The 22,467-nt window shown below is 36.7% G+C and carries 45 protein-coding genes; 14 read left to right on the forward strand and 31 right to left on the reverse strand.

Annotation, left to right across the window (positions count from 1 at the left end):
* Positions 1-222 precede the first annotated feature (222 nt).
* The 4 genes from AC6EI2_RS08235 (at position 223) to AC6EI2_RS08250 (ending at position 1,991) form a co-directional block, all read left to right on the forward strand.
* A complete protein-coding gene (locus tag AC6EI2_RS08235; RefSeq protein ID WP_498461866.1) occupies positions 223-498 on the forward strand; it encodes a cupin domain-containing protein in 276 nt (91 codons plus the stop codon).
* 414 nt (positions 499-912) lie between these two features.
* Positions 913-1,236, forward strand: a complete 324-nt coding sequence (locus AC6EI2_RS08240; protein WP_498461867.1) for a hypothetical protein — start codon at positions 913-915, stop codon at positions 1,234-1,236.
* Positions 1,237-1,327: 91 nt separating this feature from the next.
* Complete coding sequence (locus AC6EI2_RS08245; protein ID WP_498461868.1) at positions 1,328-1,525, forward strand: hypothetical protein; 198 nt, start codon at positions 1,328-1,330, stop codon at positions 1,523-1,525.
* A gap of 160 nt (positions 1,526-1,685) precedes the next feature.
* Positions 1,686-1,991 carry a hypothetical protein gene (locus AC6EI2_RS08250; RefSeq protein WP_498461869.1) on the forward strand — a complete coding sequence of 102 codons (306 nt, stop codon included), beginning with the start codon at positions 1,686-1,688 and terminating at the stop codon, positions 1,989-1,991.
* Between the two features lie 242 nt (positions 1,992-2,233).
* Here the strand turns inward: AC6EI2_RS08250 and AC6EI2_RS08255 are convergent, their stop codons facing one another.
* Positions 2,234-2,362: a hypothetical protein gene (locus tag AC6EI2_RS08255; protein WP_498461870.1), complete on the reverse strand. Its 129-nt coding sequence runs from the start codon at positions 2,360-2,362 to the stop codon at positions 2,234-2,236.
* Between the two features lie 273 nt (positions 2,363-2,635).
* Between AC6EI2_RS08255 and AC6EI2_RS08260 the strand changes: the two genes are divergently transcribed.
* Complete coding sequence (locus AC6EI2_RS08260; protein WP_498461871.1) at positions 2,636-2,806, forward strand: hypothetical protein; 171 nt, start codon at positions 2,636-2,638, stop codon at positions 2,804-2,806.
* Positions 2,807-2,858: 52 nt separating this feature from the next.
* On the opposite strand, the gene AC6EI2_RS08265 is transcribed toward AC6EI2_RS08260, so the two are convergent.
* On the reverse strand, positions 2,859-2,984 hold the full coding sequence (locus AC6EI2_RS08265; protein ID WP_498461872.1) for a hypothetical protein: 126 nt from the start codon (positions 2,982-2,984) through the stop codon (positions 2,859-2,861).
* 263 nt (positions 2,985-3,247) lie between these two features.
* On the opposite strand from AC6EI2_RS08265, the gene AC6EI2_RS08270 reads away from it, so the two are divergent.
* Positions 3,248-3,592 (forward strand): hypothetical protein, encoded by a 345-nt coding sequence (locus AC6EI2_RS08270; RefSeq protein ID WP_498461873.1) that lies wholly within the window; start codon positions 3,248-3,250, stop codon positions 3,590-3,592.
* 17 nt (positions 3,593-3,609) lie between these two features.
* Here AC6EI2_RS08270 and AC6EI2_RS08275 read toward each other — a convergent pair whose 3' ends face one another.
* Positions 3,610-3,795, reverse strand: a complete 186-nt coding sequence (locus tag AC6EI2_RS08275) for a hypothetical protein (protein ID WP_498461874.1) — start codon at positions 3,793-3,795, stop codon at positions 3,610-3,612.
* A gap of 473 nt (positions 3,796-4,268) precedes the next feature.
* Here AC6EI2_RS08275 and AC6EI2_RS08280 point away from each other — a divergent pair, with 473 nt between their 5' ends.
* Together AC6EI2_RS08280 and AC6EI2_RS08285 are read left to right on the forward strand one after the other, a co-directional pair.
* The gene (locus tag AC6EI2_RS08280) at positions 4,269-4,469 is read left to right on the forward strand and encodes a hypothetical protein (protein ID WP_498461875.1); all 201 of its coding nucleotides are present in this window, start codon (positions 4,269-4,271) and stop codon (positions 4,467-4,469) included.
* 263 nt (positions 4,470-4,732) lie between these two features.
* Positions 4,733-4,900, forward strand: coding sequence for a translation initiation factor IF-2 N-terminal domain-containing protein (locus tag AC6EI2_RS08285; protein ID WP_498461876.1), 168 nt, complete (start codon positions 4,733-4,735; stop codon positions 4,898-4,900).
* Here AC6EI2_RS08285 and AC6EI2_RS08290 read toward each other — a convergent pair.
* The 6 genes from AC6EI2_RS08290 to AC6EI2_RS08315 form a co-directional block, all read right to left on the reverse strand.
* Positions 4,893-5,414: a hypothetical protein gene (locus AC6EI2_RS08290; protein WP_498461877.1), complete on the reverse strand. Its 522-nt coding sequence runs from the start codon at positions 5,412-5,414 to the stop codon at positions 4,893-4,895. The genes AC6EI2_RS08285 and AC6EI2_RS08290 overlap by 8 nt on opposite strands.
* A gap of 95 nt (positions 5,415-5,509) precedes the next feature.
* A complete protein-coding gene (locus tag AC6EI2_RS08295; protein ID WP_498461878.1) occupies positions 5,510-5,686 on the reverse strand; it encodes a hypothetical protein in 177 nt (58 codons plus the stop codon).
* Between the two features lie 3 nt (positions 5,687-5,689).
* The gene (locus AC6EI2_RS08300; RefSeq protein WP_498461879.1) at positions 5,690-5,971 is read right to left on the reverse strand and encodes a galactose oxidase; all 282 of its coding nucleotides are present in this window, start codon (positions 5,969-5,971) and stop codon (positions 5,690-5,692) included.
* Positions 5,972-6,283: 312 nt separating this feature from the next.
* On the reverse strand, positions 6,284-6,703 hold the full coding sequence (locus AC6EI2_RS08305) for a hypothetical protein (protein WP_498461880.1): 420 nt from the start codon (positions 6,701-6,703) through the stop codon (positions 6,284-6,286).
* Between the two features lie 10 nt (positions 6,704-6,713).
* Positions 6,714-6,932, reverse strand: coding sequence for a hypothetical protein (locus AC6EI2_RS08310; protein ID WP_498461881.1), 219 nt, complete (start codon positions 6,930-6,932; stop codon positions 6,714-6,716).
* A gap of 106 nt (positions 6,933-7,038) precedes the next feature.
* Positions 7,039-7,194 (reverse strand): hypothetical protein, encoded by a 156-nt coding sequence (locus AC6EI2_RS08315; protein ID WP_498461882.1) that lies wholly within the window; start codon positions 7,192-7,194, stop codon positions 7,039-7,041.
* A 250-nt stretch (positions 7,195-7,444) separates the two neighbouring features.
* Between AC6EI2_RS08315 and AC6EI2_RS08320 the strand changes: the two genes are divergently transcribed.
* Entirely contained in the window at positions 7,445-7,813 is a 369-nt protein-coding gene (locus AC6EI2_RS08320; RefSeq protein WP_498461883.1) for a hypothetical protein, read from the forward strand.
* Between the two features lie 154 nt (positions 7,814-7,967).
* Here the strand turns inward: AC6EI2_RS08320 and AC6EI2_RS08325 are convergent, their stop codons facing one another.
* From AC6EI2_RS08325 to AC6EI2_RS08365, 9 genes are all read right to left on the reverse strand, one after another.
* Entirely contained in the window at positions 7,968-8,159 is a 192-nt protein-coding gene (locus AC6EI2_RS08325; RefSeq protein WP_498461884.1) for a hypothetical protein, read from the reverse strand.
* 3 nt (positions 8,160-8,162) lie between these two features.
* Complete coding sequence (locus AC6EI2_RS08330) at positions 8,163-9,611, reverse strand: DUF4214 domain-containing protein (protein WP_498461885.1); 1,449 nt, start codon at positions 9,609-9,611, stop codon at positions 8,163-8,165.
* 108 nt (positions 9,612-9,719) lie between these two features.
* Positions 9,720-9,884, reverse strand: a complete 165-nt coding sequence (locus AC6EI2_RS08335; protein WP_498461886.1) for a hypothetical protein — start codon at positions 9,882-9,884, stop codon at positions 9,720-9,722.
* A 3-nt stretch (positions 9,885-9,887) separates the two neighbouring features.
* Positions 9,888-11,174: a DUF4214 domain-containing protein gene (locus tag AC6EI2_RS08340; protein ID WP_498461887.1), complete on the reverse strand. Its 1,287-nt coding sequence runs from the start codon at positions 11,172-11,174 to the stop codon at positions 9,888-9,890.
* A 74-nt stretch (positions 11,175-11,248) separates the two neighbouring features.
* Positions 11,249-11,407: a hypothetical protein gene (locus tag AC6EI2_RS08345; RefSeq protein ID WP_498461888.1), complete on the reverse strand. Its 159-nt coding sequence runs from the start codon at positions 11,405-11,407 to the stop codon at positions 11,249-11,251.
* Between the two features lie 397 nt (positions 11,408-11,804).
* Complete coding sequence (locus AC6EI2_RS08350; RefSeq protein WP_498461889.1) at positions 11,805-12,071, reverse strand: hypothetical protein; 267 nt, start codon at positions 12,069-12,071, stop codon at positions 11,805-11,807.
* Complete coding sequence (locus tag AC6EI2_RS08355; protein WP_413684268.1) at positions 12,056-12,202, reverse strand: hypothetical protein; 147 nt, start codon at positions 12,200-12,202, stop codon at positions 12,056-12,058. The genes AC6EI2_RS08350 and AC6EI2_RS08355 overlap by 16 nt, the downstream gene beginning before the upstream one ends.
* A 490-nt stretch (positions 12,203-12,692) precedes the next feature.
* Positions 12,693-12,944, reverse strand: coding sequence for a hypothetical protein (locus AC6EI2_RS08360; protein ID WP_498461790.1), 252 nt, complete (start codon positions 12,942-12,944; stop codon positions 12,693-12,695).
* A 5-nt stretch (positions 12,945-12,949) separates the two neighbouring features.
* Positions 12,950-13,117: a hypothetical protein gene (locus AC6EI2_RS08365; protein WP_498461890.1), complete on the reverse strand. Its 168-nt coding sequence runs from the start codon at positions 13,115-13,117 to the stop codon at positions 12,950-12,952.
* A 201-nt stretch (positions 13,118-13,318) separates the two neighbouring features.
* Between AC6EI2_RS08365 and AC6EI2_RS08370 the strand changes: the two genes are divergently transcribed.
* A complete protein-coding gene (locus AC6EI2_RS08370; protein WP_498461891.1) occupies positions 13,319-13,474 on the forward strand; it encodes a hypothetical protein in 156 nt (51 codons plus the stop codon).
* Positions 13,475-13,574: 100 nt separating this feature from the next.
* On the opposite strand, the gene AC6EI2_RS08375 is transcribed toward AC6EI2_RS08370, so the two are convergent.
* Together AC6EI2_RS08375 and AC6EI2_RS08380 are read right to left on the reverse strand one after the other, a co-directional pair.
* Positions 13,575-13,829: a hypothetical protein gene (locus AC6EI2_RS08375; protein ID WP_498461892.1), complete on the reverse strand. Its 255-nt coding sequence runs from the start codon at positions 13,827-13,829 to the stop codon at positions 13,575-13,577.
* A gap of 50 nt (positions 13,830-13,879) precedes the next feature.
* Entirely contained in the window at positions 13,880-14,041 is a 162-nt protein-coding gene (locus AC6EI2_RS08380) for a DUF8642 family protein (protein WP_498461893.1), read from the reverse strand.
* A 599-nt stretch (positions 14,042-14,640) separates the two neighbouring features.
* Here AC6EI2_RS08380 and AC6EI2_RS08385 point away from each other — a divergent pair.
* Positions 14,641-14,850, forward strand: a complete 210-nt coding sequence (locus tag AC6EI2_RS08385; protein WP_498461894.1) for a hypothetical protein — start codon at positions 14,641-14,643, stop codon at positions 14,848-14,850.
* A 418-nt stretch (positions 14,851-15,268) separates the two neighbouring features.
* Here AC6EI2_RS08385 and AC6EI2_RS08390 read toward each other — a convergent pair whose 3' ends face one another.
* The 7 genes from AC6EI2_RS08390 to AC6EI2_RS08420 all read right to left on the reverse strand — a co-directional run bounded on the left by AC6EI2_RS08390 (position 15,269) and on the right by AC6EI2_RS08420 (position 19,170).
* Entirely contained in the window at positions 15,269-15,466 is a 198-nt protein-coding gene (locus tag AC6EI2_RS08390; RefSeq protein ID WP_498461895.1) for a hypothetical protein, read from the reverse strand.
* Positions 15,467-16,181: 715 nt separating this feature from the next.
* Complete coding sequence (locus tag AC6EI2_RS08395; RefSeq protein WP_498461896.1) at positions 16,182-16,328, reverse strand: hypothetical protein; 147 nt, start codon at positions 16,326-16,328, stop codon at positions 16,182-16,184.
* 81 nt (positions 16,329-16,409) lie between these two features.
* Positions 16,410-16,694 carry a tetratricopeptide repeat protein gene (locus AC6EI2_RS08400; RefSeq protein ID WP_498461897.1) on the reverse strand — a complete coding sequence of 95 codons (285 nt, stop codon included), beginning with the start codon at positions 16,692-16,694 and terminating at the stop codon, positions 16,410-16,412.
* A gap of 181 nt (positions 16,695-16,875) precedes the next feature.
* Complete coding sequence (locus AC6EI2_RS08405) at positions 16,876-17,061, reverse strand: hypothetical protein (RefSeq protein WP_498461898.1); 186 nt, start codon at positions 17,059-17,061, stop codon at positions 16,876-16,878.
* Complete coding sequence (locus AC6EI2_RS08410; protein WP_498461899.1) at positions 17,058-17,675, reverse strand: tetratricopeptide repeat protein; 618 nt, start codon at positions 17,673-17,675, stop codon at positions 17,058-17,060. Before AC6EI2_RS08410 ends, AC6EI2_RS08405 begins: the two co-directional genes overlap by 4 nt.
* Before the next feature lie 2 nt (positions 17,676-17,677).
* Positions 17,678-18,052: a thermonuclease family protein gene (locus AC6EI2_RS08415; protein WP_498461900.1), complete on the reverse strand. Its 375-nt coding sequence runs from the start codon at positions 18,050-18,052 to the stop codon at positions 17,678-17,680.
* Between the two features lie 95 nt (positions 18,053-18,147).
* A complete protein-coding gene (locus AC6EI2_RS08420; RefSeq protein WP_498461901.1) occupies positions 18,148-19,170 on the reverse strand; it encodes a hypothetical protein in 1,023 nt (340 codons plus the stop codon).
* Positions 19,171-19,245: 75 nt separating this feature from the next.
* Between AC6EI2_RS08420 and AC6EI2_RS08425 the strand changes: the two genes are divergently transcribed.
* Together AC6EI2_RS08425 and AC6EI2_RS08430 are read left to right on the forward strand one after the other, a co-directional pair.
* On the forward strand, positions 19,246-19,581 hold the full coding sequence (locus AC6EI2_RS08425; protein WP_498461902.1) for a hypothetical protein: 336 nt from the start codon (positions 19,246-19,248) through the stop codon (positions 19,579-19,581).
* Positions 19,578-20,330, forward strand: a complete 753-nt coding sequence (locus tag AC6EI2_RS08430; RefSeq protein ID WP_498461903.1) for a hypothetical protein — start codon at positions 19,578-19,580, stop codon at positions 20,328-20,330. The genes AC6EI2_RS08425 and AC6EI2_RS08430 overlap by 4 nt, the downstream gene beginning before the upstream one ends.
* 304 nt (positions 20,331-20,634) lie before the next feature.
* Here the strand turns inward: AC6EI2_RS08430 and AC6EI2_RS08435 are convergent, their stop codons facing one another.
* Positions 20,635-20,841 carry a hypothetical protein gene (locus AC6EI2_RS08435; protein ID WP_498461904.1) on the reverse strand — a complete coding sequence of 69 codons (207 nt, stop codon included), beginning with the start codon at positions 20,839-20,841 and terminating at the stop codon, positions 20,635-20,637.
* 174 nt (positions 20,842-21,015) lie between these two features.
* Here AC6EI2_RS08435 and AC6EI2_RS08440 point away from each other — a divergent pair, with 174 nt between their 5' ends.
* The gene (locus AC6EI2_RS08440; RefSeq protein WP_498461905.1) at positions 21,016-21,291 is read left to right on the forward strand and encodes a cupin domain-containing protein; all 276 of its coding nucleotides are present in this window, start codon (positions 21,016-21,018) and stop codon (positions 21,289-21,291) included.
* A 124-nt stretch (positions 21,292-21,415) separates the two neighbouring features.
* On the opposite strand, the gene AC6EI2_RS08445 is transcribed toward AC6EI2_RS08440, so the two are convergent.
* The 3 genes from AC6EI2_RS08445 to AC6EI2_RS08455 form a co-directional block, all read right to left on the reverse strand.
* Complete coding sequence (locus tag AC6EI2_RS08445) at positions 21,416-21,577, reverse strand: hypothetical protein (protein ID WP_498461906.1); 162 nt, start codon at positions 21,575-21,577, stop codon at positions 21,416-21,418.
* A gap of 4 nt (positions 21,578-21,581) precedes the next feature.
* A complete protein-coding gene (locus AC6EI2_RS08450) occupies positions 21,582-21,863 on the reverse strand; it encodes a galactose oxidase (protein WP_498461907.1) in 282 nt (93 codons plus the stop codon).
* Positions 21,864-21,992: 129 nt separating this feature from the next.
* A complete protein-coding gene (locus AC6EI2_RS08455; RefSeq protein WP_498461908.1) occupies positions 21,993-22,394 on the reverse strand; it encodes a hypothetical protein in 402 nt (133 codons plus the stop codon).
* Positions 22,395-22,467 lie beyond the last annotated feature (73 nt).

A 22,467-nucleotide genomic window follows, 5' to 3' on the forward strand; every position in this document is an offset into this window, starting at 1 on the left:
TACAGTTATACTAAAGCTTTTGAAGAGTATAGATTAAAGGGGTAACACTAAGGTAACAGTATTTCAAGACGTATTATCTTGCTAATAGAAGGGGGTATGGGGGACTCTCGATTCTCACTCCATACGTAATATGCTTTCAAACATTTTTGTCATAAATTGAGTAGCTATTAGACAACTGTTTCTATTAGTAGCTAAAAAAGAAGTCCACTAAGTTTTTATCTCTTGTCTATATCAGTCACCTCTCCTTGTCCTGAGAGTATCGTTGATGAACTAGGAATTAAAAACTGGCCAATCTGGACGTGTGATGCCAGCTCTTTTGATTGGACATATGACGATAAGGAGACTTGCTTATTGCTTGAGGGTGAGGTCACAGTTACTCCTGAAGGAGGAGATCCTGTGATGTTTGGTGCAGGTGATTTAGTTGTCTTCCCCGCAGGTATGGACTGTCGATGGGATGTTCATAAAGCAGTCCGTAAACATTATCGTTTTGGTGATTGATCGATCTGTTTAAAAGTTAGATGAATAACCTCCCCTTTTATGTCTTAAGCCGAGTAATCCTTTTCTGTGTTGTTGGCGTGGTTATTAAGCAGATGCTGGTTGTCTCTGGGATCCTTTAAACGTTTACAAGATTTGTAGATAACAGAGAATTTAGTCATAGCTATAGAGATTGCATCAGAATAGAACTTTTAAAAAAGAAGAATTCATCTGACAAGTGCATTTCCGCTTTTCTCACGTGCTTAAGAACTTTTAGGTTTATTTTTAGTGATAAGAACTGAATTTTTACGGTTATTGCTTGTGGGTTAATTGGTATAAACCGAAATTCGGTGTAGATACCGAATGATTTATTGCGGCTTACTGCACTCTTATTTTGGGAACTTGTCTCATAGTTAAAGAGTCGTTCGCATTATTACCATGTATTCAACATTCGAATATTTACTCTCACCTCGTTATGTGTGTAGAAGTCCTGTATATGTCATATCTGATAGCGAGATGAAGACGTTAGAACTTCAAGAGAATCAGGTAGAACTTGATTCAATTCTTGATCAAAGAAAGAGATTAGATGAAGCTTATGAGCGTCAAAGTCAATGGCTGGAAGAACGTGAGTGTGCAATTAAAAAAGAGATCAAGGCACTTTCTCCATCAGCTTCTGAGACGTTGAAAGATAAAGCGAAGAAGGCTGTTGAAGGAGTGAAAGAGACTGTAAAAAAAGCAGTTGATTCTGTTCCTAATTTTTAGTACTTACTATCTTTGTTCTTTCTAATTTGTAAAATTATTTACTCAAATCATTGGGAAGAATTATCTTGAAATTAATGACCTAAGAAAATCAATGTCGATTGATCCTGAAGTGATTCCTCCATATAGTAATGCTGGCTCGAATGCTGTTCGCTCAATTCCTAGATGGCTTGTTTATGGAGCGATTGGTTTAGGTGTTCTCATTACTGTAGGAATTCTCAAAGCCCTTTTCCCTTTGATTGTGATGGGTTTACTTCTAGGCTTTATTTGGAGGCAAGTACAGACCAACTAATGCCGTTTAAACTAATTAGCTTTAGAGCTTAATAGCAGCAATAGTTTTGAAGACACTAAAGTAACAGTGCTATAAGATGTATGGTTCTCTCATGATCAATAACAAATCTTGAGGGGGGTATGAGGTAATGAGTCTTTAGAAAAAGAGTCATGATGTTTGTATGAGATTTGTCAACAAGCAAACTTTCATTTATCTGGTTGTTTCAGCTTGTATCGCTGGCGTAACGACTACCTTTGGAGCACGACAACGTATCGAGCAAATGAATCAAATTTGTTCTGCTTATATTGGTGGATCAGATCTTTTTAGAGATTCGAATTCGGACATTGGACAGCCAAAATTTATTACGTGTAATCAATTGATTGAGGAGGAATATTCATTTTTTCCATTTCAAACATTTGTCTTGAATACCTTTGTTCTTCTCGCTGTAATTTGCTTCTTTTCCTCCTATCACAATGATTCAGAATAAATGAGATATCAAAGACGATTAAATATCAAACGCGTCATTCTATTCCCCATAATTGTCTATGCAGCCTATGTATTTATTGATAGCTTTATGCCATTGTTTATGGTTGGGTTCGTAATTTGGTTGCTATATAACTGGACTGGCAAAAGGAGATATTGGTAAAGTTTTGTCATCAAATTTTAATTAGAAGGAAGCGATAACAACTGCTATTCAAAATGAGAAGAAGACTTCCTTTAAGAAATTTCTTACTTGTAAACCCAATTGGCTTCAATAATTTTTGAGAATGGATTGCAATCCTGTGCCTGCCACATTGCCTCTTGTTTATTGTTGGCAATTATGGTTTCTTCGTGTGTCTTTCCTTTTGAATTAACCATTGTAACTGCAAATCTTATAGCAGATAATGGATAGACATTTCATACCTAGTTAGTACGAAGAACTCATTATTGGCAAGTTCGCTTTATACGAATTCAAAGAAAAAAAGCCATGAAGAAGGGGGCGAGATTTTGGTCGCCCCCTTTGAGACAGGCACTTGTTTTTTATACCTGTCGTGCCCTGTCTCCTAATCTATTTTTAAACCCTGTTGGAACAGGTGAGAATAAGAAAAAACACCTGTCTTATAATGAAAAAACTATAAAAGTAATATTGTTATGAGTAGAAAAAGAGACAAAATTTGGACTGCCATCATTGCAACTAAGCAATGGTTCAGCAAACTATTCACCAGCGAAGCAGATGCTTTGGTTGATGACTTTGGTAATAATCCACCACCAGATATAGGGACTCAACCTTATTCAGGTGAGGATAATAAAAAAGGAGATTAACTATTTGGCTCTTTTCAGAAGGTAATGCTCTATTAAAAAGGAGAGCATAAGTTTATTTAACAGCTGCTCCTTTTTGTTTTTGATTAACTAACGATGCGAATCCGATACAAGCAAACGCAAGCAAGCCTAAGACTAAAAATGATTTAGCGAGAACAATTTCTGAAATCTCAAGAGTCATTTTTTTTAACTACGATTTATAGATATATTGTGAGTTAATTCATTTAATAAAAAGTACGAATTAGACATATAAGAGTAAGTAAAGAAGATACCAAGAATATTATTCTCAACGCCTAATGTATCCGAATTAATTATTTGAGCGACAAAAAAGCACAACTGCATTTGTTTTGAGTATTAGCCTCCAGTGACACTCTGTATAAAAAATGTTTATATGAGTCCGCAATCTTCATAAGGTTATCTGATTTTTATAGGTGTTTTAAATCAATGAAAAACTTTCTGCAAAAACTTTCTGACTACTTAAAAGAGATAAGTCAGAAAATCGCTGATCTTTTAAAGGGACTTAGCGACAAAATTTCTGAATTCTTTAAAGGAAATCAACCAATTGAAGAAGTTCAGCCTGTTAAAGAGAATCAGCCTGTCGAAGAAGTTCAACCTGTCAATGAAGCTGAGTCTGTTGAAGAAGCTAAGTCTGTTGAAGAGACTCAGCCTGTCGAAGAAGTTCAACCTGTCAAAGAAGCTGAGTCTGTTGAAGAAGCTAAGTCTGTTGAAGAGACTCAGCCTGGCGAAGAAGTTCAACCTGTTGAAAAGAAAGAAGATAACTCTCAATAAATGCTATTAATTCCGATTTATGAGTGATCCTTTAATTTTTTAAACAAGCAGGCATTTGTCATAATCATTCCTTTGTACTCATCAGGGAAAGATTTCATCCATGTAGGAATTGTGATTTCTGAAGGCAATGGGTTTTCCAAGTAGAAAATCACTTCTTTCGATTCTTTAAGCACTATGTGTGGTGGTAGCTTCTTTTTTGTCATGTCTCGATCAATATCAGAAAAAGACTCTCAACAGCTTGAACAACAACATAGCTTCTCTTGCTTTATACAGCTTTAGTAGTTTTTTCCTTTTGGTGTATAGATCTGCAATTCCGTCTGGTGTGGATCTTGTTTAGATGCCTTTAAATTCGACCAATTAATATTGATTCCATACTGTCCAGCTATATCCTCTAGATCATCCAAAGAAAGATCAGCGAAATAACTCCTAATATATTTAAAGGCGTAAAAGCTCTCTAGCTTTCCTATTCCCTTTGTAGATTTACCTAGCAATCTTGAGTGCAAGTTGTTCTTTTGTCATTTGATCAAGCAGCCTCGGGACACCATCCAATCTTTCTCTCGAGTCGCTTATTAGTGATTAGAACTACTTAGCTTCCTAATGGATTCCTTGATTCGTAAAGAAGGGCATCCAACTCGTCTTTTTATAATTACCTTATAAATATGATTTATTTAATTGCATGGCTGTAGCTACTCCTGTTTCTAAAAAGACCTCTCCTCAAAGATCTATCCAAACTTTGAACTTAGGAGAAAAATCCCTATATGCAGCAAAGCAATCTCGTTTCACTACGTCAAAACTCATTCAGAATTTAGGATCAGGAAATAACGGAGTTCAATTTAATTTTTCAGGTAATTTAAGAACTGCTCATGGGAGAGATTAAGCAAAAGAGATAAGAGTTTTATATTTAATTGGATTCATTAGATCCTCTTAATTCAGTAGCAGGAGGCGTAACAAGCTTCGATACCGTAAGACTAATCATGTTAATGATTGGGACTTTCTTCTTCGGTGCGTTGACCGCTGCGATTAACGAGGGATCAAAGAACAAGGATGGTTTGGTTTTAAAAAGCCAAGTCGAACAACACAAACCAAAGAACAAATGCAGCGTCTAGAAGACATCGCTAACAATGCCAACGATTCTGAGTAATGGGAAAGTTGATAAGAGTTCTGGAATTGTCCGAGAGGATACAAAAAAACGCAGAAGACATCATTGCCATCTGCGTTTTATTAGATATTCCAGCTAACTCAAGGATTAGCTGTTTGAGCGACGAGAACGCTCAGAAGATCATTAGTTATTACAGAGAGACTACTTAGCAGCTACTGCTTTAGTTGCTCTTTTTGCACGTCTAGCCTTTCTTGGCTTTGCTGCTGCTGGAGCCGCTTCTGCCTTCTTAACTACAGCTTTCTTAGCAACAGTATTCTTAGCTGCTGCCTTCTTAACTACAGCTTTCTTAGCAACAGTATTCTTAGCTGCTGCCTTCTTAGGAGCTGCTTTCTTTGCTACACGCTTCTTAGGTACTGCTTTCTTAGCTGCAGCTCCTTTACGTGTACGGTGAGCAACCAGCATTGCCCACTCTTCAGCAGAGATGTTAGCTGGCTTATTGCCATGTACTTCTGAAGCTTTAGCTGCTTTCTCGATGTCCTTGATTAGGTTCTTCCAAGAAGCTGCATAACGCTTATCAGATTGAGACTTCGCACCGCTTTCTACAAGAGTTTCTACTACACCCACTGCAGTAACTTTCTTGCGTCTACGATTAAAGATCTCCTTCTGGAGAGTTGCAATCATTGCCTCAGCCTTAGCTGAGACTTTTATCGTTAATGATCCCATGTTGGGTAGTTAAATCCGAACTTCTATCTCTACCACACATAAGGAGATAATTGCAACAATACAACCGAACCTACGACATGTCAGAGTACTAATGACTAGACCTTGACTCCATACTTGGTCGCAATCCCTTCAATATCATCAATAGAAAGTTCTTTGAAATAATTGGATAAACACTGATAGGTATTGAGATAGGAGTGAACAGTATCTAAGCGAGCATTAGGAGCCTTATGCATCGCTAGAGAGATTTGTTGTGCGAGTTGATCTTTATTCATTTGTTAAGCAGCTTCAGGGCAGAGGCCAAATTTATCCTCATGGTTTCTGTGCCATAGAGGACATTTAGTAGTTAGGTGTACTCCTTGCGGAATAAGACGTTGATGTAGATGGCAGGTAAGAATTGTTCTGCAATACCTGTCGCAGCAATAATTGAAATGTTGACATGTCATGCAAACGCTAGCTGAACGTGTGTGCTTAAGAGTGTCTTCTTCGAGATAGTCCCATTCCTCTTCTGAGTTGTAACGCTTTTGGGGTAAAACTTTTTGGGTGCGGTACGAAGACATTGCCTTAATCCAATAGGTTCTGCTACCACTGAATTCCAATCTGATGCGCGAAAAACGGCATAGGGTGAGGACGTTGGAGCCATGTATTTGTAGCAGTACATCTGTACTAGCAATGGTAAGGAGGTGTTGTCAAGTATTAATTAATTGTTTTTCAATAGATTCAGCCATTAAACATAAGATCTTTTTTGGTGAGGATTTGTTGTTTTGACTTGATTTGAAGAGACCCATCTCTAATTGTCTTTTTACCAATCTTCAGATTGTTCTTATGGGTTGATGCTTTCATTTGTTTGATGATTGTGAATTGAATGTTTCTTATGCAGTGGGATCAAACCCATCTAAAGAATTGAATGCAGGTTCAACGATATGCATGGAGAGCATGGCATTGCCAGCTTCAAGAATCTGTATATGACCAACGACTTGAACAAACTTACCGATGAATTCATCATCATGCTGTATGTCCATTAATCCATTCTCTAGCCTTGGTTCGATTGTGGTTTGAAAGATGACTTCGCAGCCATCGAAGATCTCGTCTGCAACGTTCTCTGTTGAGGAGTAGGGAGTTTCAGCTTCAAGTTTCCTTCGGTCTATTTGATATTCGAGCTCATCAAAAAGTATTGAATCTTCTGGCTGAATAGCTAAGTAATACCTTGGTAATTCATCAGTAAATAATTTCCTAGGATTAATTAGATTTGCCGTTGATATCCAGCCCCTTACTCGTATTGCTTGTTTCATGGGTGAGCTCTTAACGACTCACACTGGCTAAGTTGTTCAAGCTTGGATTCTTGTAATCACTTGGGAATCCTGCTTTATAAAATTGCCTGAAGGTAAATAAGCCGAGCATATAGATTTGTTGTCTGAGTGCGAGTTCAGATACGCCATGCTGATCTAACTTCGCAATGGAGCGACAAGTTGAATTAATAAACTTTTGATCTTTTGTAGTTAATCCAGTTTTAGTACGCATAGATGATAGGTAATAGTTAAAGGTAAATAGATATATACAAAGAGGTTCAACGTCAGTAATACGTATATTAGATATATCCAATTAAGGGATATAAGTAATATTCAGATTACGTTCGCTGAACCTCTTGTTGGTAATCAATTCGACTTACCAATCCTCGGCTTACGCCTCGTCTTGGAGTCTCATTGACTTCTTCGCTAACGCTCAGAAGCCTGCAGCCTGTAGAGAAATGTTGTCTCTTTACTAACCAGCCGCCGCCTGTCACGGTTGGTAGATCGGGTAGTTACGTCCGATAGGTCGATCAATTTTTAGTAGGGATTTATCTTTTCTCCCTGTATACGTGACGTATCAAAATAATTCAGTTATGGAGTAGATCTTGTTGTCTCTCTGTATAGATGACGACTCTATCTCTCCTGTATACAAAGACCATCGACTTGCTCTCCTGTATACGGGAGACCTCGGTAAGATTCACCAGATTATGAGCGACTAGAATTTAATTAGTTGATTATTTGAATATGGGTTCAGCACGTCTTGTTGTATTAAATAGACAGCCCAGCAATACGGAAGGAACTTATGAAGTAGAAAGAGTTCTACATCATGGTGCTTCGAGGAATATTGCTGTAGGAGAAGTCGATATACATTGTCAAACTAATAGATCTGAGTTGTTAGCTGAGATCTTTTTTTATATCCATGAGAGAGCTAAGTGCGTGGATGCCGTTGATCGTTATCTAGAACACGTTTTAGAGTATTGCAAAAAGGATTACATCCAAGCATGGGAGAAGCGAATGGGATTTCCAAAAACTATGGACGATGTTGAGAAAGAATATGAACGGATGAAAGACAGGGATCAAAAAAGAAGAGATGCAGCATGGAAAAAGAGATAATGACCTTCCGCGTTAAATCGCTGCTAAGGGGTTTATAGGATTAGATGACTATATCTATCTAAAAGTAGCTTAATGTCGGCTATAGGCGATTTTAATCCATAATCCTGTGGGGAATGGAATACGTTTGGAAGTAGTTGATTAATTCACTAATGAATTACTTCTCTTCCTTCTTTAACTGCTCTTCTAAAAGCTTTTGTTCTCTTTCTTGCTTAGGTGTCAAAGGTATCTCGCTATCGCCTAGATCTAATTCGAAGACTCCTCCTGCACCAAAGTGATTGTTGTTTGATTGTGATGGGGAGGGGAAGAGAAGAGTAGTGGTTAAAGCGAGTAGTAAAAAGTATTTCATTGGTTATCCAAAGCCTGTCATTTCAGTGAAGAGAGCTTTGTTTTCTGCTGATTCAGAGAAGCCAAGCAGAACTTCGTATCGAGTTTCTGCTCCACTATTCAATTGACCTAACCAGTAATTTAAGCCTCCTGTATCAGCATCACGTCCAAGAACGTTTTTATAGAGAGTATTGACATATGTTGAATCGGAAACGTTTTCTCCATATCGCTCTTTGAATTCTGCTGACGCCAAGAAAGAAGAGGCAACTGCTCTTTCATCATCTTTACCAGAACTGAAATTATTAATCCAATAACGTAATCCATCTGGATCAGGTAGACGTTTAAAAGATGCGTTATATAGTCGGAACATTTTCCCAGAGTCGGTATTTAAACCAGTGACTTGATCGAAAGTTGCTTTAATGTCGTTAATAAGATTTAAATTTTTATCATTGAATTTTAAAAGGTCTATTCCGCTGAGAGAGTCAATATTTTCAGAGGATTCACTTTTGATTCCATAATCTTCATTTCCTAGATTGTAAAACTTATAGTCATAGCTCTTATCTGAAAAAGATTGAACTTCTGATTTACCCCATATAACTTCTAGTGATTTAAGGTCGGCATTTCTGAACCAAATATCTTCATAGCTAGTATCGTCCACATAGCTACCATTCCACCCCATTAGTGTGTATTCATAAGGAAATGATGGTTCAGTCCTGATATAGGAAAAGTTTTCTGGATAATACGGATCAAGTACATCATCATCAATCAAATCAAATGGGTGCTCTAATCCAAGTAAGTGACCTAGTTCATGAACGAAAGTTGCTTTTTGCATCTTTCTGCTGAAATCAGTGTGATTAAGGACATCTAAATTAGTTTCTGTCGTATATAGTCCAGCTTGGTAACTTACAGACAGAAGATTTCCACTTTTTCCTCTTTCAGGGTCTGCTGAGAGAAAGTTATTATCGGCTAAAGGAGATATCACAATTGTATAGTCAGCTTCATCTTTTTTGCTAATGAGCTTTAAGTCAATATCAATAAATTCATTTATTTTTTCAAGAGAATCAATTACATATGACTTTTGCCAATTTTCGGGTTTTAATGAGTAGTATTTCTTTTCTTCAGAATCTCCAAGATTAATATCTATTAATTCATCTCCACCATTTGATAGATAAATTTTTATCTGCCTTTTGCTACCAGCGTATTCTTTTCTAATAGCAATTTCATCTCGTCCATCTGCGTATCCCATGATCAGATATTTCGGATCTATTGGCTTAAATGAAGTAGACTGTGAAAGATTAGTTAAATAATTTTTTGGTTGATTTTCGTTTGAGACTGTGTTGTTCACCAACACCTTTGAATGTTTTGTAAGTCCGATAACTGTTGCAATATCTGTTTCAAATCCTTCTGATTGTGAGCAAATAAAACACATTCTAAAGTCATCTTCAGACTGTATTATAGGAGAATTTAGACTCAACTGACTTTGATTTTATGATCATATTTTTATTTTTCTAATCCCACTAATAGACATGTGTAGTAAACAGTAAACTAACCTCAGTAATGATTCTTTTTACTTCAACTGTTCTTATAAAAGATTTTGTTGCCCCTCTTGTTTCGGTGTTAAAGGTATCTCACTATTGCCTAGATCTAATTGAAAAACTCCTTCTGCACCAAAGTAATTGGTCTCCGATTGTGATGGGGTGGGGAGGAGAAGAGTAGTGGTTAAAGCGAGTAATAAAAAGTATTTCATTGGTTATACGAAACCAGTCATTTCAGTAAAGAGAGTTTTATTCTCATCTGATTCAGAAAAACCTAAGAGAACTTCATACCGTGTTTCATCGCCACTACTGAGTTGACCTAACCAATAGTTCAGTCCACTTGTATCAGGTAATCTTCCCAGAACATTTTGATAGAGATTGTTGAGATAAATAGTGTCAGAGACATTTTCTCCATAACGTTGCTTGAACTCTGCAGAAACTAAGAATGAAGATGCTACTGCTCGTTCATCATTTTCCCCAGAACTATATTTTTCAATCCAATACTTCAATCCATCAGCATCAGGAAGACGCTTAAAGGCAGCGTTATAGAGACGGAACATTTTTGCATCATCAGTTTCTAAACCAGTGACTTGATCAAACGTACCTTTTATATCAATAATGGCGCTAACGTTTCTAAAGGAACTTGTTGATGCTTCTCCAGTAAAGGTTAATAAGGGAAGTCCTGTGATGTCGTCATACCCAGAGTTGGTTTTAATTTGATAGACACCATTGCCTTTGTTGTAGAACTTGTAATCACTAAACTCACCGCTATAGGTTTTAACAATATCTACTTTGGATTCCTCTACGGTTTGATCGGTGAATTGAATGTATTCAATATTAGAGAGAGTATCTGTCCCATCATTAGCACCTGTTCTTTGATCGGCAATTTTTAAAGAATTGCTTTCTCTTGTAAAGGAATAATCAGAAAACTTTCCAGAATAAATAGAAGTGTCTGAACCAGATCCACCGTCGATGGTGTCATTCCCTTCTCCACCAGTAATCGTGTCATTTCCTGGTCTTGAATTTATAAAATCATTTCCTGCAAGGCTTTGAATATCATCATTTATTGCCGTGCCTACTAGTTCATCATTATTTGCAGTCACATCAAATTTTAAGGGGACAATAACTTCATATATCCCTAATAATTTTGAATTGAGATCGTATACATAACCTCCATCTAAATTGACATCTCTGCTCCAAGTTCCTGTACTTGTATTTGCATGGGCAGCTTTGTAAAAATGGACAATCAACTCATCCGTTTCAATTTGAAAAATACCATCTTGGTTTGAATCAAGATATACTTTCCCCCATTCAATATAGTTTCCGCCTTCGTAGTTAATATTAAATCCTGCTCTAGTTGCCCATCCATATATTTTGGTATCTAAGCTTGATTTCCAAGTGTTAAGCGTAATGACTCCATTCCCCCAAGCTTCTGTTTTGTCTTCCCATGTCCCTAATGACATGTTATTCGAAGTGATTATTGGTGTAGATGTATCACTCATTTGTTGATTCAATCCATCAAATCATTGAATTGCTCTTTGTTGATCTAGGAAACTAAAAATACTAATCTTCTAGATTATATATCTCGACTAGAACTTTTATTCTCACTTTCTTGCTGGATGGATACACCCATATCAAATGCTCTGATATCTCTCAACTGCTTCTCTACCCAATCAAGAGTGTTGTGACTTGATTTCTTTGAGGTAGTAGGTTGTTGTTTCTTCTTCTCTTTCATTTGTAGTTGTTAGGTAAGTATCAATAGGGATGATCCAGATCGTCATTCAGGGACGAAAGAGATCATCATGATTGAAGAGTTAATAGGTAGTAGGGAGAGATAAAAGAAAGTACTCACAGGATGTCCATTAAGGGGACATCAGTAGAGGTAATTGTTGTCTTAGTTGTCTTTCCTCCCCCCTTATACGGGACGGGTCAAAAATCTATCTTCCCCCTTATACATGAGGGATCGAAATATCTATCTTTCTCCTTTATAGAGTGGTGGTTAAAAAATCTGTTGGTATGACAGGGGGTGTTGAGCGCGCGCTTTCTGTCTTCTCCTTTATAGGGATGGGATCGCTCAAAACGTAGTTAGGGTAATGGATCTCATGAACAAGTAATTGATGAGAGTGAAGCGCTCAAACAGATCCGATCCATCTCAAATTTTCTTCTGCAGGACGAATGTTTCTACCTTTACCAAGGATCTCTGTCGACTCATCAGCTCTGTAATGGAAGTAATGCTCTTGGATATATTTCATGCTTGTGTCTGTGTTAGCAGCGATCACAGGGACAGGTACACCTGCTTTAAGACGCATGATGATATACATATGACGGAAGCCATAACAACTGCTATTCAAAATGCGAAGAAGATTTCCCGTAAGAAATTCTCTTACTTGTAAACCCAATTGGCTTCAATAATTTTTGAGAATGGATTGCAATCCTGTGCTTGCCACATTGCCTCTTGTTTATTGTTGGCAATGACGGTCTCTTCGTGTGTCTTTCCTTTTGAATTAACCATTGTGACTGCAAATCTCATAGCAGATAATGGATAAACATTTCATACCTACTTAGTACGAAGAACTAAGTATTGGCAAGTTCGCTTTTTACAAATTTAAAGAAAAAAAGCCATGAAGAAGGGGGCGAGATTTTGGTCGCCCCCTTTGAGTCAAGCACTCCCCTTGCTGAACTAGATTTCCATCCTTTATTTAACTTTGACCCACAGGAGGTGCTGTGACTCCTAATTCATTAATAACAAATCCAGATCAGGTGAACATGAGAAAAAACTCCTGTTTAACCAACAACCCAATAATCTTTGTGTTTTCTGAGAATGAGTTTGAGAAGATCGAGAATCATTGTTTTACCTCAATATTTCAACTGAAAGTAATAAGGAACAAGGTGTGGAAGTGTTCCAAGTGAGATTAAAAGGACAGAAAACCAAAGAAAGATCGATGAAAGAGTATTAGAACCATTAGTTCTGAAACTACGAGTTGCATGCATGATTAGACCTCCTGTGAGTTCAATGTTTTTTAGTAGTCCATTGAGCAGTTGCCAAACTGCAAACATTCATTCTCGTAATCGACCTCATCAAAATCAGTTTCATAATTCGAAACCAGATCGCACCAATCGTTCCCTTGCATAGGAACTCCACAAGATTTTGAGAATGTTTCCTTTACGTCTTCGATTGCATGTTTAAAAGGATTACCGCATGACATGGTTTGACCTCCTAATAGTGCTTGATTTATATCTACTCCTCTTAATTCAAAAAATCTATAGGACAAAAACCCTAAAGAATTACTCGTCTAGGCCGAGGAAATGATTCTGGCTTAGAGCAAAATCCATAAGTGAGACAATCCATTTCTTTTTCGTCTATGTTTATCCATAGAGTAGGAGAATCAACCATCTCAATCAAAATATTTTTGAGCATATGGTTGAAGGGATTTCCGCGGGTCATAGTAAAACCTCCTAAATATCCTTAATTCATGTCTACTTCAAATGAATGTGAAAATCTATGTGGAGACCACACAAGTAATTACTCATAAACTAACGGCTCATAATGCAACATCTTTAAAACTCAATTCATTTTTTTATTTTGATTGGAGTTCCTTTAAATAGAATTTGAAGGTTTAATAAAAAAAATTCCTAAATTAGGAACATGACAAAAGTAAATCCTGAAGAATATGAAGCGGCTTGGGAATCAGTCATGGACTGTGTCGATGGTATGAAAGAAGAGTTTAGTTGGTCAAAAGATGTAATTGCAAAGATGCTTAGAGAACTTGCAGAGAAAGTAGAAAGCGAAAAAGATGTCTGACAAGGAAATGAACTCGCAATTCACTTAACAAAAAGAAATTGTCGAGTTTCTTGAGAACGGCTAAATAAAAAAGAAGGAAAACAAAAACAATTGATTAGGTTTAAGACTTAATTTTGGCAGTAACTGCTTGCTCAAGATAAGGAGAAGAGTGCCTCCCCTGAAAAGCAGGTTCTCTTATAGATGTTCGATATTCGTAAACTATTTCTTTGAATATTCTCAGTTTGTTTTTAGCAGGATATTGTTTGCCACCCTTAAGATTGTCTAAGGATGATTTTGCTGTATGTAAGTCTCCTGAGTAGATGCAATTATTTCTAGAGCATGAGTGATAAATTTTTTTCCCAGAATCTCCTTTCAAAATGGTAATTGTTCCACCTTAAGAAGATATTAAAAGAGGATTTTTGGTAATCATTGATCTAACTCATTTTTAAGATGAACTTCAACACATTGTGTTATACATTGCATCCCTTCATTGTCTATTGAGCATGCAGTAATGCATTCAAAATAATCATCAATAGCATCTCTTTCGATGACAACATCTTGTTTGGAAAATGAATCTCTAATAGTCATAACTTGCACCTCTTAATGGTCAACGAAGCTAGCATTAAAGTTTCAAAAAATAATTATTTAATACTAAATGTAAAGTACCCATTTAATCATTTAACCTGTGAATGAGAATAAAAGCCTAAGTAATTATTCATGCTATCTTGTGAATAAAACTTATGAAAATTTATGGTGTGATAATTTAAATTAATGATAGTTGAACTTTGTCTTAGCAGTGAAATTGTTAAAACTTTTGTTCTTGATCATCATGTTCCCATAATTGAAATCGGAAATAAAATATTGCTGCTATCGATACGAAGATTGAAAGAAGTTCTGTCCTCCCCTCCCCCAAACTTATGCTCAATAAAAAGATTACTCAGGGATGACTTTTCAATGTATTTAGAATATATCTCGTGATGAATATTTCCATTCCATGCACAAGCAGCAAAAAAAAGTCTCTGCTTAGTAAATATGGTCAGCGGATGAGAGACGATCATGAGGGGGCAATTAGCCCCTTTTTTTATTGCTTTCTCTGTGTAATTGCTAAGAATTGATTTTGGCCTTAGTGCTGTAGCTATTACCTAGGTACTTAACCTTTCTTTGTTAATTAATCAACTAAAAGAATTTTGATGGTAATTTCAGTCACCCTAAAGGAGGTGCAAGTTATGTCCGTTAGAGATCCTTTCCCTACACGTTTCATTGTCGTAGGCAAGGAGGCAATAGCTCGAATTTACACCGCATGTTCAATAGGCAATGATGGCTTGCGATGCATTTTTCATACCGTTGAAACAAACCTACAAGGGAGGCGTTATGAAGATTTCCCAGAAGCTCGTTAAAAATCTAAAGAAAAACAAAGTGAGATTAAGAGCGAGTTTTCTTTTATACAAGGTATTACTCTTAGAATTTTTTGCCAGAAATGTCTGAGACCTAATCGCATAGGATAAAAGGTTGGCTCTGGTCACTAATACTCAAATTAAATTTTTACATAAATAAATGGTTATTATTCCCTATTAACTATTCATATAGATTTCCTGCTTCGACCATGGATTCTTCTATGAAGCAGACTCATAGGTATGTCTTCGAGCTTGTAAAGGCTGCAAGACAAATGCTTGTCCACATAGCTGAAGAGCTAGCACATATAAACAATTGAGATCCAAGCATCAAGTAAAGGCTTTAGAAAAAAGAATCAATAAAAAGTTTCTCTAGAGAATAAGCAGCGGAGTCTCGAATTGAAGTTGAACTGTAAACTCCTGGTCATTCGTTTCTGTTTCGTAAATTTTTAGCGCCCCATTGTTCAAGTTCCTTAATTATTTCTTGGAAGGTGTTCTTGCTCTCCATTTGATGCCATAAAAGATTGGCCTCTTTTGCTAAATCCAAATACTCATTTCTGCCAACAGCCTCTTCCATCTTTAATAATGTGGAAGCGTATCTATCGGTAAGTTTTAAAGTCATATTAAAAAAAATTTGTGGGTAAGAATCTAACAAAGTTGAGATGGAAACTGTATTAATGGTGACGATAGGAACCTTTTGTCTTCAAAAGCTAGTTATAAGAATCTCTTATGTCACTCATAAGCAAATAGATTATCTTTCTCAACCTAATTTCTTCATCATGCTTTAACCAGCCAATTCTTCATTAACTTCTGGTATTGCTTCAGGCTTTGTTAACACAGTTATGTTTTTTTATTGATCCTTTGATCTTTTAAACAAGCAGGCATTTGTCATAATCATTCCTTTGTAATAATAGGATCTTTTGTGTTCAGGATTTGATGCTTTGACTTGATTTGAAGAGAGCCATCTCTAGTGATTTGTGTCTGATTGTAATGGGGTGGGGAGGAGAAGTGCAGTTGCTATAGCTATGAAAAAGAAGCGGATCATCTAGTGACAATATTTAAGAACAAATATGAGCTAAAGATTGTTTGATAGTTGGATGACCAAGAGAATTGGCTTGATCAATATCAGCACATCCTTGTTCTTAATCGCCTGCATATAAATAAGCTAACCCTCTTTGAACATAGCCATCAGCCGTAGCCTTTATCTCTATAGATTTATTTGAATCTTGTAATGCAGATTCCAAGTTTTCTTCCTCTTCAGTTTGTTCAAACTTTTGAATTCTTAAATTCGCTCTTAAAGCCCAAGCTTTTTCATTTTTAGCATCTAGATTTAAAGATTAATCGATAGCACTAGTTGCTTTATCGAGATCTTTCATCATTGCGTGGACACGAGATAAAGAATAGAAGGTAGAAGGTCTTCTTCTATCTAAATTTATAGATTTATTTAAATCATTTAAGGCTGACTCAGAATCTCCAATTCCCATATATGCATCTGCTCTACGACCATAATAAACTGGTTGAAATTTATTGATTTTAATAGCATTAGTTATATCTAATATTGCTCCTTAATTATTATTAAGATCTACCTTTATATTCCCTCTATAAAAATAAGCAGCATGGCTTCTCGGATTTATATCTATAGCTTTTTGATAATCAACCATTGCTCCTTTAATGTCTCCTGATTGATATTTAGACCATGCACTGTTTATAAATTTATCAACACTTTTTGCGTAAGTTGGACTTGCAATTAAGGCTCCTGCAGCTCCAATGGCAGCTGTAGCTCCAAGAACTTGAATAACTCCCAAGGGGTATAGAGCGAAAAAGATGCCTATCAGGCGTCCTGATTTCATTGAATTGTATGAGCTTTATTAATAACTAGAGAGCTAGTTCTAGCTCTCAGATCCTTCAGTTCTCATTGCGATATATGACATGATTCCAGCTTGAGACACAGCTGTTTCGTCGTTAAAAGTTGCAATTGCTATCTACCCCTGATATGACTAACTTTAAATGTTAAGCAAGTTGAGCCTTATCTCAACGAGACGCTAGGAATTTAATGATTGAGAGAGATGTGATTGTGATAATTCCATAGGTCCAAATCGAACTGCTATTTCGGGATGCTCTTGCCATCCAATCTGGAAGACCATTGTTCTCAATGATGAAGAGATAGAGGAATCCCAAGATTGCTATTGGGATGAACACTGCAAGGAATAGATTCATTCGCAATGCTCCCTTAAGAATTTTGTAGCATCATCATCTCCAAGATCAGCTGCCTTTCTCCAGTCTTCGCACGCACCTTTCATATCTTTAATTTCTTTTTTTACATTGGCACGATTAAAAAATGCATCTGAATCTTTTGGGTTGATTTTTATAACTTGTGAATAGTCTTGAATTGCACCATCAAAATCGCCATTTTTAAACTTGGCAATACCTCTATTGAAATATCCATCGGCATATAAAGGATCAAAATCTAATGCCTTATTTTGATCAGAGATTGCGCCATCAAAATCACCTAAATTACGTTTTGCATTTCCACGCATTGAGTAGACAAGACAAATCTCAGTAGGTGAAAGTTCTAATGCTTTGTTGTAATCGATTATTGCCTCTTCATAATCTGCAAGTTCAAATTTATCTTGTGCTCTATTGAAAAAATATTCATAGTTTCTTGCTTTTAAATTTATATCATTCTTGTCTTTTAAAGAAATCATTAATCCTACACCGACAACTACAGCAGTTGATCCAATAACAAGGTCTTTATTTACTTTCAGCAAAGATAAACCAGTAGCAGTGGCAGCACCAGCTCCTAAAGCAATCGCAGTATTTATGAGTTTCATTGTTATTGCTTGTTCCACTCACACTGACTTGAATACCTTTCATAGATACTCGCCAAGCCTTTTTCAACTAAGTCTTCTTGAATATTCATAGGACCTTTCGATAATTCAGCGATTGTTCTTCCATATCGATCTTCAGTAATCCGCCTGATTGTGACTGTTGATCCAGCAACAAGATCATTTAGATAATCTCTTGCTGCTTTTGCAGGTATGGGGTCAGATTTCTTCCCTCTTAATTCAGGTGTATCAATACAAGCAAGGCGGATCTTTTCTCCTTCTGTACTTGTGCAAGTATCCCCGTCGTAGCAGTTTTGTATGGTGACTGTTGGCAGATCAGAAGCGCTTGGATAAGTAGTTAGTATCTGGAAGAGCGCAATCATCGCTATTATAAAGACAATAAATAGTGCTGAAAAAAATCCAATAAGGAGATTCCTAATAAATCGCTGTTCCGAGTTCAGCTTGTTTGTTGGCATTTTTATTTAGTCTTTTTCTCTTTCTTGGGGATCGTATTTTCTTCAAGGTTCTCTGCAAAATCCAATAGCTCCAATGGCCAATGAGATTGCTTTTTTTCTAATCGCTGATTAGTAGACATATATGTAATTGCTTTCTTTTGAGCTTTGTTGATTTTTTCGTATTCTTCATCCAGTTGTTTATTAAATTCTTTATGGCATTTATCTAAAGCATTTCTCATATCCTTCTCCCAGAAAGAAATGCATTGATGTATGTCATCTTTCTCTTTCTTGCTTGATGCTTTTTCTAAATCCTTTTTAAAATCTCTAGCGAGCTCATCGCAGTGAATAAAGATGTCTTCATCTATTTCCTCTTCAATATCAGCCCAAAAAGAGGGGAGTGGATCAATAGGAATATACAAATAATCGCTTTTTAAATTTTCATCAAATTTAATTTCTGCATCGTCTAAATCTAATTTTAAATCTTCAACATATTCAATCATGCATGTAAATTTATAATTGTCGTGGCTTGCGACATTACCAAAAATTGATTTATCACTTTCATCAGAGAGAGAAATATAATATTCCCAAGTTTTCACTTGGCTCTTCATGGCTGGTAAAAGGAATCGTAATAAATAATATTGGTCTACTTTGATGAAACAGCATTTACTTGGCCAGTCCAAATCATATGTTTTTCCGAATAGCTTTTCTTTTAAATCTCTTAAATAGAGCTCAATAACATCTTCTGAGAGAATATTGATTCCCAAATAGTTCTGAATAATTCTTAGTCTATTTAATTCTATTTGATTTGAATCTAATAGGTTATATAAATAAGTTCTACCAACACCTAATTCCTTTGCAATTTCTGAGATGGAAATACCTTTTTCTTTTGAATAATAATTGATTGCAGAATTCAGAAGCAAACGATCATAGTCATCGAGTAGTGCAACAGCAGCATCGCCATCTGCTTGAGATTGAATTCTGGCCAATTGTCCAGTCACCTCAGACACTGAAATTGATGATACATCTTTTTGAGGAATTAAACCCATTGTTAAATAATTTTAAAGTTGTCAGGTCTGACCATACAATGCTATATATTATTTGTCTAGTCAGACCAGACAATTATGAATTCTGATCAATTGTTTTCCGCTCCCCTCTCTACTGGCGACGTGATTTATCACGAAGTAGAAGAAATGGGACCTGGAAAAAGAAGACCATGCTTAGTAATTGCAGGATCTAAGAGCCACGTATTTTTAATTCCTTTGTCTTCAGCAAATTTGAATCCATCAATTAATCCAGTGATTCGGTTCAAAGGAGGAATCAGCTTTGCAGTTTTAGATCATGTCTTCACGATGGATATTCCTGAGTGTGTAGCTGCTTATTCTCGTGTCTCTGAAGGTGCAATTGCTGCATGCCTTAAGTCACTAACTGCTGTTGTTATTTCTGGGTGCTGGCAATGAAAAGTAAGAACAGCATTAAACGCTTCATTCGAATTACCGATGACACAGGTAGATCGAGATATGTAAGAACTGAAGCTGAGAAAGCTAGAAGGAAAGAAGAGACACTTACTCAAAAGTTATATCAGGGGAAAATATGCGCTTGCTGCAAAGAGTCTTATATCCCTTTTTTCCAATCTGGAACTCAGAGATGGGAATCAAGTAGGTATTGCTCCAAGACTTGTAAAAACAAATTCAAGAATTCTCTTCCTGCGTATAAGCAAAGAAAAAATGCAGCGAGGAGAGGTAATACTGAACTTCATCGTAAAGAATATCTTCGTAAGAAAGAACGTATGGGAGGTACTCCTTGGCAAGTAGGGGATGAAAAATTTAGAGAAAATGCAAGAAGAAGAAATAGGGAAAGGTATAAAAGGCTTTATGGGAGAGAGAATGAATACACATTGGAGAGGCGCGCTAACTCGCAGCATCATGGTGTTCGCAGAAGAAAGGAAATTAATGGTTCTCCATTAACTTCTAAAGAGGGTTTTGACTGTAAGAAAGTACGAATAAAAGCAAAGAGACTCTCGAAAGATTTAGGTATTGAATTACATGTCGATCACCTACTTCCTTTAAGTCGTGGAGGTAAAGAGCATCCTGATAATTTATTAATTATGAGATCAGAGGCGAATTTATTTTGGGGTGCACGAATAAAAAAATGTCCTTGGCCAAGAAAAAAGAATTGGGTTGAGCCTCAGTGGGAACCTAAAGCTTAGTGATTGTGAATCTAGCTTGAACCAATCCATCTCAAACTTTCTTCTGCTGGCTTGATTTTCCTGCCTTTACCAAGGATCTCCGTAGACTCATCAGCTTTATAATGGAAGTAATGCTCTTGGATATATTCCGCTCGTATCTGTATTGGCTGCAACTGTTGGAAGAGGAACGCCAGCTGATAAACGCATGGTGATATACGTATGACGGAAGCTATACCAAGTCAATATGAGGGGTATGAGGGGTAAATAGAGTCCTGGCTTATACGTTAATAGTGAAGAGAAATTTATTTTATTTTTTATTTTTCCCTCAGATCTTCACTTCATCTAATTCTGGAAAAAGCATGTTGATATAAGCCATTATTATCACAACCAAAGGAGGCATATTTGTTTTATCTTCTTTTGTGAGTCGCTTAATCTCTGACAGGAAGCCCTTAGCTTCTTGTTCGTTAATTTTGTATTCTGGGTTCTTTTCTACTTCTTCAACGAGGGCTTGGATTTGATTAGCTGAATCCATTAACTAATGCATTGTTCTATGCCAATAAAACGAATGAGTTATAAGACAGCAAGCATAGATTAAAAAAACTTATCATTTTTTATGTTTCGTTGCTATGGCTTCAAAAATTCGAGTAGTTATTAGACAACTGTTTCGATTAGTAGCTAAAAAAGAAGTCCACTATGTTTTTATCTCTTGTCTATATCAATTACCTCTCCTTGTCCTGAGAGTACCGTTGAGGAGCTAGGAATTAAAACCTGGCCAATCTGGACTTGTGAAACAAGCTCTTTTGATTGGACTTATGACGACAAAGAGACTTGTTTATTGCTTGAGGGTGAAGTCACAGTTACTCCTGATGGAGGAGAACCTGTGAAATTTGGTGCAGGGGACTTAGTCGTTTTCCCAGCTGGGATGGACTGTAGATGGGATGTTCATAAGGCGGTCCGCAAGCATTATCGTTTTGGTGATTGATTTATCTGTTGAGAAGTTAGATGAATAATCTCCCTTTTTATGTCTTAAGCCGAGTAATTCTTTTCTGTATCGTTGGCGTGGTCATAAGGCAGATGTTGGTTGTCTCTGGGATTCTTTGAACTTTTTAAATATTGATTCCATACTGTCCAGCAATACCCTCAAGATCATCCATAGAAAGATCATAGAAATAACTGCGAATACATTGAAAGGCGTGAAAGCTTTCTAGCTTTCCTTTCCCTATGTAGATTTCCCTAGCAATCTTTAGAGCAAGCTGTTCTTTTGTCATTTAATCAAGCAGCCTCGGGACACCATCCAATCTTTCTCTCGAGTCGCTGCATCCAACACTGACATTTTGAAGTTAGATGATCTCCATGAGGTATAAGACGTTGGTGTAGATGATAAGTAAGGATCGTTCTGCAATGCCTGTCGCAGCAATAATTGAAATGCTGACATGTCATGCAAACGCTAGCTGAACGTGTGTGTTTAAGATTGTCTTCTTCGAGATAGTCCCAATCCTCTGCTGGGTTGTAACGCTTCTGGGAGAGAACTTTTTGGGTGCGATACGAGGACATTGCCTTAATCCAATAGGTTCTGCTACCACTGAATTCCAATCTGATGCACGAAAAACGGCATAGGGTGAGGACGATGGAGTCATGTGTTTGTAGCAGTACATCTGTACTAGCAATGGTAAGGAGGTGTTGTCAAGTTTTAATTAATTGTTTTTCAATGGATTCAGCCATTAAACATAAGATCTTTTTTGGCGAGGATTTGTTGCTTTGACTTGATTTGAAGAGACCCATCTCAGATGCTCTCATATACGCCCATGAATTTGCTCTCGCAAACTCACTACGGGTTTCGAATTTTTTAGCTAACTGTTTAAGAGTGTCTAAGGTATGACGAAAACCATTTCTCTCTGGCATATGAGCACAGGCTTCGTCAAGGAAACCTCCATCTCTTGCTCTCTTATATGCTCCATTGGCTTTGTTGGCATACACACTTTTAGATGGATATTTTTTGGCTTCTTCAAATATTTTTTCTTTTGTCCCAATCGTTGTTTTGTCACTAACTAGCTTCGGAAAAATTTCTTTTTTCCATTTCTCCAAGCAAGTTGGACACCCTCAATTCTCTTCGTTTGCAGTGAAATGGTTTTGTATGAGTACTTCAAAGGGTGTTTGG

This window comes from Prochlorococcus sp. MIT2302 (assembly GCF_059772385.1).